The sequence below is a fragment of the Indibacter alkaliphilus LW1 genome, from assembly GCF_000295935.2.
Taxonomy (GTDB): domain Bacteria; phylum Bacteroidota; class Bacteroidia; order Cytophagales; family Cyclobacteriaceae; genus Indibacter; species Indibacter alkaliphilus.
Genome location: NZ_ALWO02000052.1, coordinates 490,862 through 504,865 on the forward strand (window position 1 = coordinate 490,862; position 14,004 = coordinate 504,865).

A 14,004-nucleotide genomic window follows, 5' to 3' on the forward strand; every position below is an offset into this window, starting at 1 on the left:
AATCTTTTATTCTTCCATTCAATGAGTAAGCCTTTACATACCAAGCAAGCTACACAAACATCTACATGCTACCATTGCGGCGAGCCATGCAAAGATGAACTCCTTCATTTCGAAGAGAAGGAATTTTGTTGTACAGGCTGTAAGCTTGTATATGAAGTGCTCAGTGAAAATGACCTTTGCAATTATTACGATATAGCAGAAAAACCAGGCTCCAGTCAAAAAGATGCCTCCAAGAGAGACAACCGGTTTGACTATCTGGATGATGCGGATATTATCAGAAAATTGGTGGATTTTCAAAATGAAGAAGAGTCCCATATCACTTTTACAATTCCTCTCATACACTGTGCTTCCTGTATTTGGCTTTTGGAAAATCTACATAAACTTGATTCAGGTGTTATTTCCGGGAGAGTGGATTTCATCAAAAAGAAGGTGCAAATCAAATTCAGGCAAAATAATATCAGCCTTAGGGATTTGGTCATTTTGCTTTCAAAAATCGGGTATGAACCTAGTATCAATCTGGCTGACGTAGAGAAAAAAGCTGTATCAAAAACAGATAAAAAGCTGATTTATAAACTGGCCGTTGCAGGCTTTTGCTTCGGTAACATGATGCTGTTTAGCCTTCCTGAATATTTTGCAGAAGCAGAATTATTGGGAAACGGTTTCAAAAAGACATTCAACTACCTCAATGTATTGTTGGCATTACCAGTATTTTTCTATGCTGCTACAGACTATTATAGATCAGCTTGGATTTCTCTTCGCAATAAGGCGGTCAATATGGATGTGCCTATTGCAATTGGGATTGTGACGCTTTTCAGTTATAGCCTCTATGACATCTTTGCTCTTGGCAATGAGGGCTATATGGACACACTAGGGGGGTTGCTTTTTTTCCTTTTGATAGGGAAATATTACCAACAAAAAACATACGACACGCTTTCCTTTGATCGCGATTATAAATCTTATTTCCCGGTAGCCGTGACCAAATTGGTAGGGGAGAGAGAAGATGTAATTCCATTGGTCAAGCTCAATGTAGGTGATGTCATCAAAGTCAGAAACGAAGAACTGATTCCATCGGATAGTATCCTATTGGAAGGCGATGCAGCGATAGATTACAGTTTTGTGACTGGGGAAGAGGTGCCTGTTATCAAGAAAAGAGGCGAGCTGATTTATGCAGGAGGAAGACAAAAGGGCAGAGCTATTACCCTAGCAGTGCAGAAATCGCCTTCTCAAGGCTACCTTACCGATTTGTGGAATAATGATGCTTTTGAAAAAGAGAAAAGTAAAGGATTAGAGTCACTTGCTAACAGAATTTCGGGAAAATTCACGCTTACAGTTCTAGGTATAGCATTTGCCGCACTTGCGTTCTGGGTTTACCAGGGCCAGATTTCATTAGGGGTATTGGCTTTCACCTCTGTTTTGATCATAACCTGTCCATGCGCACTTGCCATGTCTACACCTTTTACATTGGGGAATACACTCAGGGTGATGGGCCAAGGGAAGTTTTACCTCAAAAATGCCCATGTTATAGAAAAGCTAGCAAAAACTGATACAGTGGTTTTTGACAAGACAGGCACGCTTACAGCTCCAGCAAAAGCCAAAGTTCAATATTTTGGAGAATTGCTATCTGAAGAATCCCAAGCGATCATCAAAGGAATGGTCAGCCAATCTACTCATGCACTGAGTAATAGAATCAACTCATACTTGGCAGGGGTTAAGACTTTCTCCTTGGATCAAATTGAGGAGATTCAGGGAAAAGGACTTAAAGCATTTTACAAAGGTCAGGAAGTGAAGCTTGGCTCTGCAGAATTTGTAGCTTCCTCTCTTTCTGATCTGCCTGAAGGAGGTAATTTGGTTTTCTTTTCAGTAGAAGGGAATGTTTTGGGGTACTTTTTTATTCAAAGTGGATTAAGGGAAAATGTTGCAGAAATCGTCTCTGAAATATCCAGAGATAGGTCAGTTCACTTGCTTTCTGGGGATCAGGATCACGAAAGAAATTACCTAAAAAAGCTTTTCGGAGATGTTCTGGAGATGAATTTCAATCAAAGTCCAAAAGATAAATTGACTTATCTGAAAAACCTTAATGACAATGGATCCAAGACATTGATGGTTGGGGATGGGTTGAATGATGCCGGTGCTTTGCAGGAGAGTCATGTGGGTATTGCTATTACAGACAAAGTCACCAATTTTTCTCCAGCTTCAGATGGTATCATGGATGCCTCTGTCATCAACAGGCTTCCGGCATTTCTGAAATTTGCCAAAACAAGTAGAAAAATCATCAAAGCCAGCTTTGGTCTAAGCTTTACATATAATTCAGTAGGAGTATTCTTCGCAGTACAGGGACTTGTAAGTCCCGTGTTTTGCGCTATACTTATGCCGATCAGCAGCATTTCAGTGGTGATATTCACCACATTAACAACCAATTACCTCGCCTATAAGCGGGGGCTCAAAGATAAAATCCTATAAGCATGGAAGTAATATTTGTACTCATCGCAATCAGTTTAATTCTGGCAGGCTCTTTTTTATTCCTGTTTTTCAGGGCAATGAAAGACGGTCAGTTTGAGGACAGTCACACGCCTGCCATTAGGATACTATTCGAAAATCAACAATCAAAAAAGAAAAAAATACCAACACCTAAATCAAAGTAAAATGTCAGGAACAACTCTGGAAAAGTTCGCTTACGACAATAAGATCGTAAAGTACTTCGGTGTCGCCACCATAGCATGGGGCATCATCGGAATGCTGGTAGGTGTGATTGCAGCTACCCAGCTCTTTCTACCGGAAGCAAATTTGGGAAACCCCTACACTACATTTGGACGGATCAGGCCTTTGCATACCAATGCAGTGATCTTTGCTTTTGTAGGGAATGCAATTTTTGCGGGTATCTATTATTCAATGCCAAGGTTGCTTAAAGCGCCTATGTGGAACAAAACCCTCAGTTGGATCAATTTCTGGGGTTGGCAACTCATTATCTTGTTGGCAGTGATTACACTGCCATTAGGTCTTACCTCTTCCAAGGAGTATGCCGAACTGGAATGGCCAATTGATATTTTGATTGCCCTGGTCTGGGTGGCCTTTGGAGCCAACATGATCGGGACACTCATCAAAAGAAGAGAGAAGCACATGTATGTAGCCATTTGGTTTTATTTGGCTTCTTTTGTCACAGTAGCAGTATTGCATATTTTCAACTCATTGGCGTTACCGGTATCTTTCTTCAAAAGTTACTCAGCCTATGCAGGTGTGCAGGATGCATTGGTACAATGGTGGTACGGTCACAATGCTGTGGCATTTTTCCTGACTACTCCATTCTTGGGCTTGATGTATTATTATTTGCCTAAAGCCGCCAATAGACCTGTTTATTCCTATAAGCTCTCGATTATTCACTTTTGGTCTTTGATCTTCTTATACATTTGGGCCGGACCTCACCATTTACTATACACTGCTTTGCCGGAATGGGCTCAGGTATTGGGTGTGGTATTCTCCGTTATGTTGATTGCTCCGTCTTGGGGTGGTATGGTCAATGGCTTGTTGACATTGAGAGGAGCTTGGGATAAGGTCCGTGTAGATCCGGTTTTGAAATTTATGGTGGTCGCTGTGACAGCCTATGGTATGGCAACTTTTGAAGGGCCATTGCTTTCTTTGAAAAATGTCAATGCAATAGCGCACTATACTGACTGGATCGTAGCTCATGTGCATATTGGGGGATTGGGATGGAATGGATTCTTTACTTTTGCTATGCTGTACTGGTTGTGGCCAAAGATGTGGAAAACCAAGCTTTACTCTACCAAATTGGCTAATACGCACTTTTGGATGGGTACTATCGGCATCTTGTTCTATGCTTTGCCTATGTATGTGGCTGCTTTGACCCAGTCATTGATGTGGAAAGAATTCTCTGAAGCTGGAAGATTGGCATACCCTAACTTCCTGGAGACTGTGATCCAAATTGTTCCGATGTATATGCTAAGGGCATTTGGTGGCTTGTTATACTTATCAGGTGCATTCTTGATGGTATACAATATGGTAAAGACTGCCAAGCAAGGTAAGTTCATGGAAGAGGAAGCCGATGAAGCTCCGGCATTTAAGGCTCATGTAAGTGAAAAAGGTGAATTCTGGCACAGGGCATGGGAAAGAAAGCCTGTCTTCTTTACCATTTTGGCTACAATAGCAATTGCAATAGGCGGTGCTGTAGAGATCATCCCTACATTACTTGTGAAGTCTAACGTGCCTACAATTAGTAGTGTACAACCTTATTCACCGCTTGAGTTGCAAGGTAGGGACCTTTACATTTCCCATGGCTGTGTGGGCTGTCATTCCCAAATGATCCGACCTTTCAGATCCGAAACAGAACGCTATGGAGAATATTCCAAAGCTGGAGAGTTTGTGTATGACAGGCCATTCCTTTGGGGATCCAAACGTACTGGTCCGGATTTGCATAGAGTTGGAGGGAAATATCCTGATAGCTGGCATTACCACCACATGGTAGATCCACGCAGTATGTCCCCAGGCTCATTAATGCCTCCATATCCTTGGATGGCAACCAATATTATGGATCATAAAGATCTACCTGCCAAAATCAGAACTCTTCAAAAACTTGGGGTGCCTTATCCCGAAGGGTATGATGCACAGGCCAATGCCGATTTGGAAACCCAGGCCAATCAGATTGTTGCCAACCTGAAATCATCAGGGGTTGAAGTAATGCCGGATTCTGAAATTGTTGCATTGATCGCATATCTGCAGCGCCTGGGTACCGATATCAAAAAGACCACCGCTACTAACCCATAAATCTTAAATCAATGAAAAAGGACATTTTAAGTTCCATAGAGAACATAGAAATCTATCCTATCATATCCCTGCTGATCTTTGTGATCTTCTTCCTCGGGATGTTTATATGGGTAGTCAGAGCAGATAAAAATTACATCAATCGTATGAAGGGCCTTCCTTTCGAAGATGAGACGCAAAATGACAGCAACTATGAAAAAGTTTAAAGCCTTTGTATTGATATTGATGGGGATGTTGATGTGCATTCCCACATTTGCCCAAAGCAGCGAATTGCAATGGGTAGAAAATCTCCAGCAGATGGACAGCTCGCAGCTTACTTTACTGGTGATTTTAGGGATCATTTTGGGAGTGATTTTGATCTTATTGCTCCTGATGGTGTACCTGATGTCATTTATGGCAGAGGTATTTAAAAAACAAAATCCAGAGCTTGCCGACCAGCCTAGTTGGTGGGAAGAGTTTAAGCTCAACTATATTGTGGGTAGGATGAAACCTGTTGGAAGTAAGGAGGAAAAAGATCTTCAACTCGATCACAGTTATGACGGAATAGTGGAATTGGATAACCATATGCCACCATGGCTTGCCAATGTGTTTTACATAACCATTGCTTTTGCTGTGGCTTACTTTACCTATTATTCTGTTTTGGGATTGGGAAAAACCCAGTTGGAAGAATATGAGGAAGAATTGCGTATTGCAGCCATTCAAATCGAAGAGTATAAATCCAAAGCTGCAAGTTCAATTGATGAAACCAATGTGGTTTTTGATGCAACACGAGAAGCTCTCACATCAGGGAAAAACATCTATGATGCCAATTGTGCTGCCTGTCATGCTTCTGATGGAGGAGGTGGTGTAGGACCGAACCTAACGGATGAATACTGGATCCATGGAGGAAGTATTGAAGATATCTTCAAAATCGTCAAATATGGGGTAGTGGAAAAAGGTATGATACCTTGGCAGGATCAATTGAGTCCCGAAGAAATGCAGCAGGTATCCAGTTATATCATGACGCTGACCAATACTACTCCAGCAAATCCTAAAGAGCCTCAGGGTGACAAATACGAGCCTGCTATAGAAGAGCCAATCGATGCTTTGACTGAAGAAGAATTGGGTGTAGAGGAAGCAGAGCAATAATTAAAATTTTGCAGAGTTTGGGAATCATTTCAGACTCTGCATTTAAAATGCAATAGTATGGCCGGTAAAAACTCAAATACATCGCCGCAGAATTTTAGGGATTCCTTAGGTACAGTCCAAGAAGACGGTAAACGAAATTGGATTTACCCTAAAAAAGTTAACGGTAAATTTTACAAGTGGAGGACCTACTTGTCTTGGGTCTTATTGGCTATACTGTTTATTGGGCCTTTTATTGAAGTCAATGGGCGACCGTATATGCTATTCAATATTTTCGAAAGAAAATTCATCATATTCGGAGCAGCTTTTTGGCCGCAGGATACCCATTTACTGATATTCCTACTTTTGATCTTTTTTGTGTTTATCATTCTTTTCACAGCTGTTTTCGGGAGGGTGTTTTGTGGATGGGCATGTCCGCAAACCTTATTTATGGAAATGGTCTTCCGGAAAATTGAATACTGGATAGAAGGAGATGCCAATCAGCAGAGGAAGCTGAATTCCATGCAGTGGAATGGGGAGAAGGTGAGAAAAAAAGTCACTAAAATGTCCATTTTCGTTTTGATCTCACTGATAATTTCACATTTGGTAATGGCGTATTTGATTGGTGTTGATCAGGTTGTGGAAATTGTAAGTCAACCTCCCTCTGAGCATTTGGCTGGCTTTGTGGGCTTGATGGCCTTTACCGGAATCTTCCTGTTTGTATTCTCGTGGTTTAGAGAACAAGCTTGTATTGTCGTTTGCCCCTATGGCAGATTACAAGGTGTTTTGTTGGATGCCAATTCCATCAATGTGACCTACGACCACGTCAGAGGAGAGCCTAGAGCACCTATTCGGAAGAATAAAATTGAGAAAGAGCCCAAAGGGGATTGTGTGGATTGTACTTTATGTGTGCAGGTTTGTCCTACAGGAATTGATATCAGAAATGGAGTGCAGATGGAATGTGTCAACTGTACTGCTTGTATTGATGCCTGCGATGAGGTAATGCTGAAAGTGGATCGGCCCACAGGACTTATCCGCTATGCTTCAGATAATAGCGTGATGCAGCAAACTCAGAAGTTAATAACTCCTAGAGTCAAGCTTTATTCTTTTTTGTTACTGGTTTTGGTAGGTGCATTTGTAGCTTTATTGGCTACAAGAGATGATTTGGCAGCCACGGTGACAAGGTTTAGGGGAATGACTTATCAGGCAAGAGATACGGGCGACATCAGTAACCTCTATGAGGTGACTTTTATCAATAAAACATTTGAAAAACAGGAGGTCAAGCTTGAGCCTGAGAACCCTGCTTACAGGTTAGAAGTTGTTGGAGATCAGAATTGGACATTGGAAGAACAGGCGAAATTTGAAGGACGGTTTTTCCTTGTCAAAGGAGCTGAGGAAATCACTGCTGTTCAGGAAAAAGTCACTTTACTTTTGACTCAGAATGGGAAAGTGATTGATAAAATTGAGACTAATTTTATGGGGCCTTTAGCTCAGAAATAACAAAACTTTAAATTAAAAAATATGGATTGGGGAAAAGGAATTGTTTTGACATTGGTAGCTTTTGCTACGATTATGATAAGTATGGTAGTCATCTGTGTAAAACAGGATGATATCCATTTGGTGACACAGGATTATTACGAACAGGAAATCAAATATCAGGAGCAGATTGACAGGATGATCAATGCTAGTGACCTTTCCTCAGATGCCTTGGTCTACAATGAATTTCAAAAATTGTTGACATTGAACCTCAATATTGGATCTAAGGGAACTCTCCATCTTTTTCGTCCGTCAGATGCCAGATTAGATCAGAAAATAGAATTTGATATTACTGATTTGCAGGCCAATGCTGTTGATGTAACAAGTCTCAAAGCTGGTTACTGGAGAGTTAAACTTACCTGGACTGAAGGAGGGAAGGATTATTATGTGGAGAAAAAAATAAATATTTAAACCATGCTTTGGACTGCATTTTTATTAGGTTTTCTTGGTTCATTCCATTGTTTGGGAATGTGTGGCCCAATTGCCATGGCTGTCTCAAGCAAGGATAATTCCAAATATTTGGCCAATAAAATGCTGTACAATTTTGGGCGGGCCATGACTTATACAGTATTGGGAGGAATGGTTGGCTTGCTCGGTTTTACTTTAGCTTTGGCAGGAATTCAACAATGGCTTTCCATAGGGATGGGGGTATTGATTTTGATCATGGCATTTTTTTACAAAAGTTCTGAAAAATTGATTACCAAATCGGGGCTTTTTGGCCTGGTTTATCGTCTTAAATCCTCCTTAGGATACTTTCTCAAAAAAGGAGGGAGCAAGGCATTTTTTGCTTCCGGTGTTCTCAATGGATTGTTGCCCTGTGGTATGGTATATATTGCGCTGATTGCTTCCTTGGCCTTACAGGATCCCCTGCAGGGAGCAATCTATATGTTCTTTTTTGGGATAGGGACGATTCCCATGCTTTTGGCAGTAATGCTGTCAGGAAAAATGTTGTCCATCAACCTCAGAGTGAAGATCAATAAGATGCTGCCCTACTTTGCCATGTTCATCGGTATACTTTTCATTGTAAGAGGCCTGGGCTTGGGGATTCATTATGTCAGCCCTAAACTGCAGGTTTTTGATTATGGGGCCGAAAGTATTGAGATGACTATGTGTCAATAGAAAAAGCCCCTTGCGGGGCCGTATTCAAAAAGGGTTATTTGGGTTAAATCGCTTTGCTGAATCCATACTGCATTTCTTCTTTGGCCTGCATCCTTTTATCGAAAGTCATGCAAATGATCCTGATAAACGGGATTCCTTCTGCTTTAATTTTTATGCCTTTGCCATCATACTCCAATAACCCTTCTGCTTGAAACTGTCTAAGTTTTGAAAGATGTTTGGCTTCAAGCCCTTGATAGAATTCAGCGTTCCAATCTGCTTTATGGTTACAAATAAGTTTCAGTATCAGGTCTCTGGTTTGTAAATCTTCCTCAGACATGATGTGCCCTTTTTGGATAGCAATTCCAAAGTCATTGATCTGTGCTTTGTAAGACTCTATATTTTTGTCATTTTGTGCATAGGCATAATAGACATCGGAGATTGAGCTATTGCCCAGTCCCAAAAGGATCTTGGAGGGAGATGTCGTGTAGCCCATGAAGTTTCTGTGAAGCCCTCTCTGGGTTTTGGCTTGATAGAGAGGGTCTTTTTCTAAGGAAAAGTGATCCATCCCTATTTCAAAATATCCCATTTCCGAAAGTATCTCTTTGCCTTTTTCATAGAAGCTTCTCTTTTGCTGTTCGTTTGGAAGAAATTCTTCAAAACTCCTTTGTGCTTTGAATACACTAGGCAAATGTGCGTAGCTATAGTAGGCTATCCTATCAGGCTTGAGCAGAGATACTTTTTCAAAAGTATCTGTAATAGTTTCCAGAGACTGGTGCGGCAATCCATATATCAAATCAAAATTAATAGAAGTATAGCCTATCTCTCTTGCTACTTCTGTGGCTTCTTTTACCCTTTCAAAAGGCTGGATTCTGTGAATGGTTTTTTGAACCAATGGATCAAAATCCTGTATGCCATAGGAAACTCTTCTGAATCCTAAATCATAAAGTGTTTGAAGGTGTTCTCTAGTGGTGTTGTTTGGGTGACCTTCAAAACTGAATTCCGCATTGTCCATGACCTGAGCATGCTTCAGAATAAATCCCAGCATTTCTTTGAGGGAATCTGCCGAAAAGAATGTTGGTGTTCCACCACCTAGGTGTATGCCAGCTAGTTTGGGGATGCCTTCAAATATTTCCAGATACTTTTTCCATTCCAAAATAATGGATTCAATGTATGGGGTTTCTACTTTATGGTTTTTGGTAATCCTTTTATTGCAACCACAATAGGTACAAAGGCTTTCACAATAAGGCAAGTGAATATAGAGTGTAACGCCTTCCTTTTCTCCAAAGTCATCAAAAGCTTGCTTGACAAATGAAGTCCAATTTTGTTGTTTCAGGTCATTTGCCCAAAGAGGAACTGTAGGGTATGAGGTATACCTTGGAGCAGGGATATTGTATTTTTCTATGAGAGAAGCCTTTGAGTTTTGCATGCCATTTGAATTTAAACTCAAATTTCAGAAGGATTTGGATCAAAAAATATGATGGCAATCTGATCAAAAACTGATAAAAATCAGGTTTCAGAAATGAAATGTGAAAGATTTGAGAAATAAGATCCGAGCAAAGATGTCAAAAAAAAGGCCTGCAAATTTGCAAGTCTTAAATTTATTGTGGTTGATAATGCCTGCCTGCTGTTAGGTAGGGAGTCGAACTGATAGTCTGTCCGGCTGGGCCTGGAGTCGAACCGATGACCATCCCGACCTTTGTCGGGACGCTCTAGCCAGCTGAGTTGATCAGAAACTCAATATACTTTCGTGATTTTTTATTCTTTATTTCCAACTCTCTTTTTCTTGCGGAACTTTTATCAGGTTGTATTTCGGTATATTTAATCACCCAAAAAGGGGCTCCTGATTTAGTTGAGGGAGTTGCTCCACAATTATGATGTCTTAGTCTAGCTTGAATGTCATTTGTTGACCCAATATAGTATTTACTTGTTTTGGAGGAATATAGAATGTAAACAGTATACATATCTAAAATTAAAAAAGGTTTGCAATTATTTGCAAACCTTGGTGAAGGATAACGGAGTCGAACCGATGACCATCCCGACCTTTGTCGGGACGCTCTAGCCAGCTGAGTTGATCAGAAATTCAATATACTTTCGTGATTTTTTATTCTTTATTTCCAACTCTCTTTTTCTTGCGGAACTTTTATCAGGTTGTATTTCGGTATATTTAATCACCAAAAAAGGGGCTCCTGATTTAGTTGAGGGAGTTGCTCCACAATTATGATGTCTTAGTCTAGCTTGAATGTCATTTGTTGACCCAATATAGTATTTACTTGTTTTGGAGGAATATAGAATGTAAACAGTATACATATCTAAAATTAAAAAAGGTTTGCAATTATTTGCAAACCTTGGTGGAGGATAACGGAGTCGAACCGATGACCTCTACACTGCCAGTGTAGCGCTCTAGCCAGCTGAGCTAATCCCCCGGTATTACATTTTAGTGGAGCCTATCTCCAACACTATTTATATTTTGGAGGAGTCGAACCGTTGACCATCCCGACCTGTGTCGGGACGCTCTAGCCAGCTGAGCTAATCCCCCTTTGGGTCTGCAAATATAGAAAGGGATTCTAATTGGACAAATCTTTTTTTCAATCTGCAGAATAATTTACCCGAGTGAGTATACTTCTTCCTAATGTGACTTCATCTGTGTATTCCAATTCTCCGCCCACAGGAATACCTCTGGCAATGGTGCTGACCTTCACACCAAGATCTTTCAATTGCCTGGTAATGTAAAATGCCGTAGTGTCACCTTCCATTGTGGCAGGTAAAGCCAAAATGACTTCTTGGACTTTTTCATCGTCTGGGGCAATTCTGACCCTTTCAAAAAGTGATTCTATCTTTAATTCATCCGGTCCTATACCTTGCATGGGCGAAATCACCCCTCCCAATACATGATAAAGACCTTGATACTGGGAAGTGTTTTCTATGGCAAGAACATCAGGAATATCCTCTACTACGCAAATGATTGATTTGTCTCTTTTTAGCCCTTTACATATCGAACAGACAGTTTCGTCTGATACGTTGTGGCATTTACTGCAGTATTTGATATCCTTTCTCAAAGCCAGAAGTGCCTGGCTTAGGTCTTCAGTCACATTTTCTTTTTGCTTGAGAAGATGCAATACCAATCTTAATGCGGTTTTTTTACCTATACCAGGTAGTCTGCTGATTTCATTGACAGCATCTTCTATAAGTTTGGAAGGGAAGTTCACAGAAAACGGGATTATACGATAGCAGCCTGAATTCCTGCGTCAAGGATGGCCTCACACATAGGTTTAAGTTTGTTTCTGCTTCCTTTTTTGACGGTGCATTTACCCTTATAGTGAATGATCAATGTACATTGTTCAGCCTGTTCAGGAGAATGATGACAGACTTTAATCAGGATTTTTGAGACATGGTCAAATGTGTTGATATCATCGTTGAATACGACCAGTTCACACTCATCAGTATCTATCAACTCTTCCAACAACACTTCGGCCTCTTCTACTGCGGGGTAAGCTTGTGTATGGTGATTCATTTTGCAAATTTAATTAATATTGACAATTTAGCGAATTGTTCCATAGCTCCTTATGAATTCAAATTTAGTTTTAATTGTAATAACATCATATTTTGTCCTGCTGTTTTTGATCAGCTGGCTTACCTCCAGAAATGTTTCCAAGGACACTTTTTTCACTGGAGATAGGCAATCGCCTTGGTTTTTGGTTGCTTTTGGAATGATTGGCGCATCTCTTTCAGGGGTGACTTTTATTTCAGTACCTGGAGAGGTGGGCAATAGCAGTTTTCATTATTTCCAAGTTGTATTGGGCTACACACTTGGATATTTTGTTATTGCCAAAGTTCTTTTGCCGCTTTATTACCGGCTAAACCTCGTTTCTATTTACGCCTACCTGGAAGACAGGTTTGGCTTTTGGTCCTATAAAACAGGGGCTTTCTTTTTTATCCTTTCCAGAACCTTAGGGTCCTCGATACGCGTCTTTCTGGTGGCAGGCGTGCTTCAATTGATCTTATTTGATCAGTGGGGTATCCCATTTTGGGTGTCTGTATTGATAACGGTATCTCTTATTTGGCTATATACCCATAGAGGAGGAATCAAGACTGTGGTATGGACGGATACTTTACAGACTTTTTTTATGTTGCTGGCCGTGGTGGTCAGTATTTATCTGGTTTGTAAAGATCTAGGGATTCTCAATGTTACAGATTTTGTGAGCACTGTATCTAATGATTCCAGATCTGAAATTTTCAACTGGGATTGGAAATCAGGAACTAATTTCTTCAAGCAATTTGCCTCCGGTGCATTTATTACCATAGTAATGACGGGCTTGGATCAGGATATGATGCAAAAAAACCTGACCTGCAGGAACATAGGTGATGCTCAAAAAAACATGTTCTGGTTTACTACCATCCTGGTATTTGTAAACCTGCTTTTTTTGTCTTTGGGAGTGCTACTTTACCTATACTCTGAGGCAAAAGGTATTCAAATTCCTGTCAGAACCGATGACCTTTACCCTTTATTGGCAACTACGGAATTCTCAGCATTTGCAGGGATCGTGTTTGTTCTCGGGATCACTGCCGCAGCTTATTCCAGTGCCGACTCCACTCTGACTGCTTTGACTACTTCTTTTTGTTATGATTTTCTGGAAATAGAAAAGAAGTATCAAAAACAAGATCAGGTTAAAGTCAGAAAGAAAGTCCACTTGTTCTTTACGGCATTGATGTTTTTTGTAATCCTTATGTTTCGCTGGATCAATGACCAATCTGTAATCAACGCAGTATTCATCATTGCAGGCTATACCTATGGCCCTTTGTTGGGGCTGTATTCATTTGGATTATTTACTTCATGGAAAGTCAGGGACAAATTCGTCCCCTACATTGCTGTAGCTGCTCCTGTGTTGGCTTTTATTATAAGCCAAAATTCCCAAAAATTACTATGGGGCTACCAGTTTGGATTTGAAGTATTGATATTGAATGGACTTTTGATGTTTGCCGGACTTTATCTTTTAAGAAAAAAGGCTTGATCAGAGTTCGTGTCTGGCGATCAGGTCATTGATTTTTTTAAGTCTGGAAATGCTGTTTTCTAAATTACTGCTAGACCCATCTAGGTCCACAAGGACAGATATTTGACCACTTTGGCCATTACCATTTACTTTTTTAGAAAAATCATAGGAGTGGTTTACACTTGGTGCAATAGATATCAATTCCTGGACATCTACTTCATAAAGTTCAGCAAGTCTGATCGCATCTTCCATTTTCAGATTGGATCTACCCTGCTCATATCTTGAATAGGCTGTATAATCCTTTTTTCCTAAATATTCTGCAATGTATTCCTGTGTGTAACCTCTTAATACTCTGTGTTTTCTGAGGTTTTCTGCTATGTGACTTTTTAGGGCTGTATCCATATGTTTTACTGTTTGGATATAATCTTTGCAAAAAGCATACACATTTACCCAAACTCGCATAAAAAAAGTCAAAAAAGATTGATTTTGTAAAAAAATAACTTAA

The 14,004-nt window shown here is 40.3% G+C and carries 15 protein-coding genes and 1 tRNA gene; 9 read left to right on the forward strand and 7 right to left on the reverse strand.

The genetic code is table 11. The features are described from left to right. The first annotated feature begins 21 nt into the window (after window positions 1–21). From A33Q_RS20480 to A33Q_RS20510, 8 genes are read left to right on the forward strand one after another with little or no spacing between them, the layout of a single operon-like run. Window positions 22–2,460: a heavy metal translocating P-type ATPase gene (locus A33Q_RS20480; RefSeq protein ID WP_009032799.1), complete on the forward strand. Its 2,439-nt coding sequence runs from the start codon at window positions 22–24 to the stop codon at window positions 2,458–2,460. Window positions 2,461–2,462: 2 nt separating this feature from the next. Beyond that, window positions 2,463–2,642 (forward strand): cbb3-type cytochrome oxidase assembly protein CcoS, encoded by a 180-nt coding sequence (gene ccoS, locus A33Q_RS21905; RefSeq protein WP_009032798.1) that lies wholly within the window; start codon window positions 2,463–2,465, stop codon window positions 2,640–2,642. A gap of 1 nt (window position 2,643) precedes the next feature. After that, entirely contained in the window at window positions 2,644–4,776 is a 2,133-nt protein-coding gene (gene ccoN / locus A33Q_RS20485) for a cytochrome-c oxidase, cbb3-type subunit I (protein ID WP_009032797.1), read from the forward strand. 11 nt (window positions 4,777–4,787) lie between these two features. Further along, window positions 4,788–4,979, forward strand: coding sequence for a hypothetical protein (locus A33Q_RS20490; RefSeq protein WP_009032796.1), 192 nt, complete (start codon window positions 4,788–4,790; stop codon window positions 4,977–4,979). Further along, window positions 4,966–5,901: a cbb3-type cytochrome c oxidase N-terminal domain-containing protein gene (locus A33Q_RS20495; protein WP_009032795.1), complete on the forward strand. Its 936-nt coding sequence runs from the start codon at window positions 4,966–4,968 to the stop codon at window positions 5,899–5,901. The genes A33Q_RS20490 and A33Q_RS20495 overlap by 14 nt, the downstream gene beginning before the upstream one ends. 57 nt (window positions 5,902–5,958) lie before the next feature. Then, the gene (gene ccoG / locus A33Q_RS20500) at window positions 5,959–7,377 is read left to right on the forward strand and encodes a cytochrome c oxidase accessory protein CcoG (RefSeq protein WP_009032794.1); all 1,419 of its coding nucleotides are present in this window, start codon (window positions 5,959–5,961) and stop codon (window positions 7,375–7,377) included. A gap of 21 nt (window positions 7,378–7,398) precedes the next feature. Continuing rightward, on the forward strand, window positions 7,399–7,824 hold the full coding sequence (locus tag A33Q_RS20505; protein ID WP_009032793.1) for a FixH family protein: 426 nt from the start codon (window positions 7,399–7,401) through the stop codon (window positions 7,822–7,824). A gap of 3 nt (window positions 7,825–7,827) precedes the next feature. After that, a complete protein-coding gene (locus A33Q_RS20510; RefSeq protein ID WP_009032792.1) occupies window positions 7,828–8,532 on the forward strand; it encodes a sulfite exporter TauE/SafE family protein in 705 nt (234 codons plus the stop codon). A gap of 43 nt (window positions 8,533–8,575) precedes the next feature. On the opposite strand, the gene hemN is transcribed toward A33Q_RS20510, so the two are convergent. The 6 genes from hemN to A33Q_RS20540 form a co-directional block, all read right to left on the reverse strand. After that, the gene (gene hemN, locus A33Q_RS20515) at window positions 8,576–9,937 is read right to left on the reverse strand and encodes an oxygen-independent coproporphyrinogen III oxidase (RefSeq protein WP_009032791.1); all 1,362 of its coding nucleotides are present in this window, start codon (window positions 9,935–9,937) and stop codon (window positions 8,576–8,578) included. Between the two features lie 283 nt (window positions 9,938–10,220). After that, the gene (locus A33Q_RS20520; protein ID WP_040490742.1) at window positions 10,221–10,472 is read right to left on the reverse strand and encodes a GIY-YIG nuclease family protein; all 252 of its coding nucleotides are present in this window, start codon (window positions 10,470–10,472) and stop codon (window positions 10,221–10,223) included. A 94-nt stretch (window positions 10,473–10,566) separates the two neighbouring features. Beyond that, window positions 10,567–10,818: a GIY-YIG nuclease family protein gene (locus A33Q_RS20525; protein WP_040490743.1), complete on the reverse strand. Its 252-nt coding sequence runs from the start codon at window positions 10,816–10,818 to the stop codon at window positions 10,567–10,569. 39 nt (window positions 10,819–10,857) lie between these two features. After that, window positions 10,858–10,934 (reverse strand) — tRNA-Ala (locus tag A33Q_RS20530). Window positions 10,935–11,096: 162 nt separating this feature from the next. Beyond that, the gene (gene recR / locus A33Q_RS20535; protein WP_009032790.1) at window positions 11,097–11,717 is read right to left on the reverse strand and encodes a recombination mediator RecR; all 621 of its coding nucleotides are present in this window, start codon (window positions 11,715–11,717) and stop codon (window positions 11,097–11,099) included. Between the two features lie 11 nt (window positions 11,718–11,728). Beyond that, a complete protein-coding gene (locus A33Q_RS20540) occupies window positions 11,729–12,022 on the reverse strand; it encodes an ATP-dependent Clp protease adaptor ClpS (RefSeq protein WP_009032789.1) in 294 nt (97 codons plus the stop codon). Between the two features lie 52 nt (window positions 12,023–12,074). Here A33Q_RS20540 and A33Q_RS20545 point away from each other — a divergent pair, with 52 nt between their 5' ends. After that, entirely contained in the window at window positions 12,075–13,520 is a 1,446-nt protein-coding gene (locus A33Q_RS20545) for a sodium:solute symporter (RefSeq protein WP_009032788.1), read from the forward strand. On the opposite strand, the gene A33Q_RS20550 is transcribed toward A33Q_RS20545, so the two are convergent. Beyond that, complete coding sequence (locus A33Q_RS20550; RefSeq protein WP_016255656.1) at window positions 13,521–13,901, reverse strand: helix-turn-helix domain-containing protein; 381 nt, start codon at window positions 13,899–13,901, stop codon at window positions 13,521–13,523. Between the last annotated feature and the right edge of the window lie 103 nt (window positions 13,902–14,004).

Excerpts from the sequence above, each read along its gene's own strand:
- A33Q_RS20550 (WP_016255656.1), bottom strand. The coding sequence starts at position 13,901 with ATGGATACAGCCCTAAAAAGTCACATAGCAGAAAACCTCAGAAAACAC.
- A33Q_RS20540 (WP_009032789.1), bottom strand. The coding sequence starts at position 12,022 with ATGAATCACCATACACAAGCTTACCCCGCAGTAGAAGAGGCCGAAGTG.
- A33Q_RS20545 (WP_009032788.1), top strand. The coding sequence starts at position 12,075 with ATGAATTCAAATTTAGTTTTAATTGTAATAACATCATATTTTGTCCTG.
- A33Q_RS20505 (WP_009032793.1), top strand. The coding sequence starts at position 7,399 with ATGGATTGGGGAAAAGGAATTGTTTTGACATTGGTAGCTTTTGCTACG.
- A33Q_RS20525 (WP_040490743.1), bottom strand. The coding sequence starts at position 10,818 with ATGTATACTGTTTACATTCTATATTCCTCCAAAACAAGTAAATACTAT.
- A33Q_RS20510 (WP_009032792.1), top strand. The coding sequence starts at position 7,828 with ATGCTTTGGACTGCATTTTTATTAGGTTTTCTTGGTTCATTCCATTGT.
- A33Q_RS20480 (WP_009032799.1), top strand. The coding sequence starts at position 22 with ATGAGTAAGCCTTTACATACCAAGCAAGCTACACAAACATCTACATGC.
- ccoN (WP_009032797.1), top strand. The coding sequence starts at position 2,644 with ATGTCAGGAACAACTCTGGAAAAGTTCGCTTACGACAATAAGATCGTA.
- A33Q_RS20520 (WP_040490742.1), bottom strand. The coding sequence starts at position 10,472 with ATGTATACTGTTTACATTCTATATTCCTCCAAAACAAGTAAATACTAT.
- hemN (WP_009032791.1), bottom strand. The coding sequence starts at position 9,937 with ATGCAAAACTCAAAGGCTTCTCTCATAGAAAAATACAATATCCCTGCT.
- A33Q_RS20490 (WP_009032796.1), top strand. The coding sequence starts at position 4,788 with ATGAAAAAGGACATTTTAAGTTCCATAGAGAACATAGAAATCTATCCT.
- ccoG (WP_009032794.1), top strand. The coding sequence starts at position 5,959 with ATGGCCGGTAAAAACTCAAATACATCGCCGCAGAATTTTAGGGATTCC.
- A33Q_RS20495 (WP_009032795.1), top strand. The coding sequence starts at position 4,966 with ATGAAAAAGTTTAAAGCCTTTGTATTGATATTGATGGGGATGTTGATG.
- ccoS (WP_009032798.1), top strand. The coding sequence starts at position 2,463 with ATGGAAGTAATATTTGTACTCATCGCAATCAGTTTAATTCTGGCAGGC.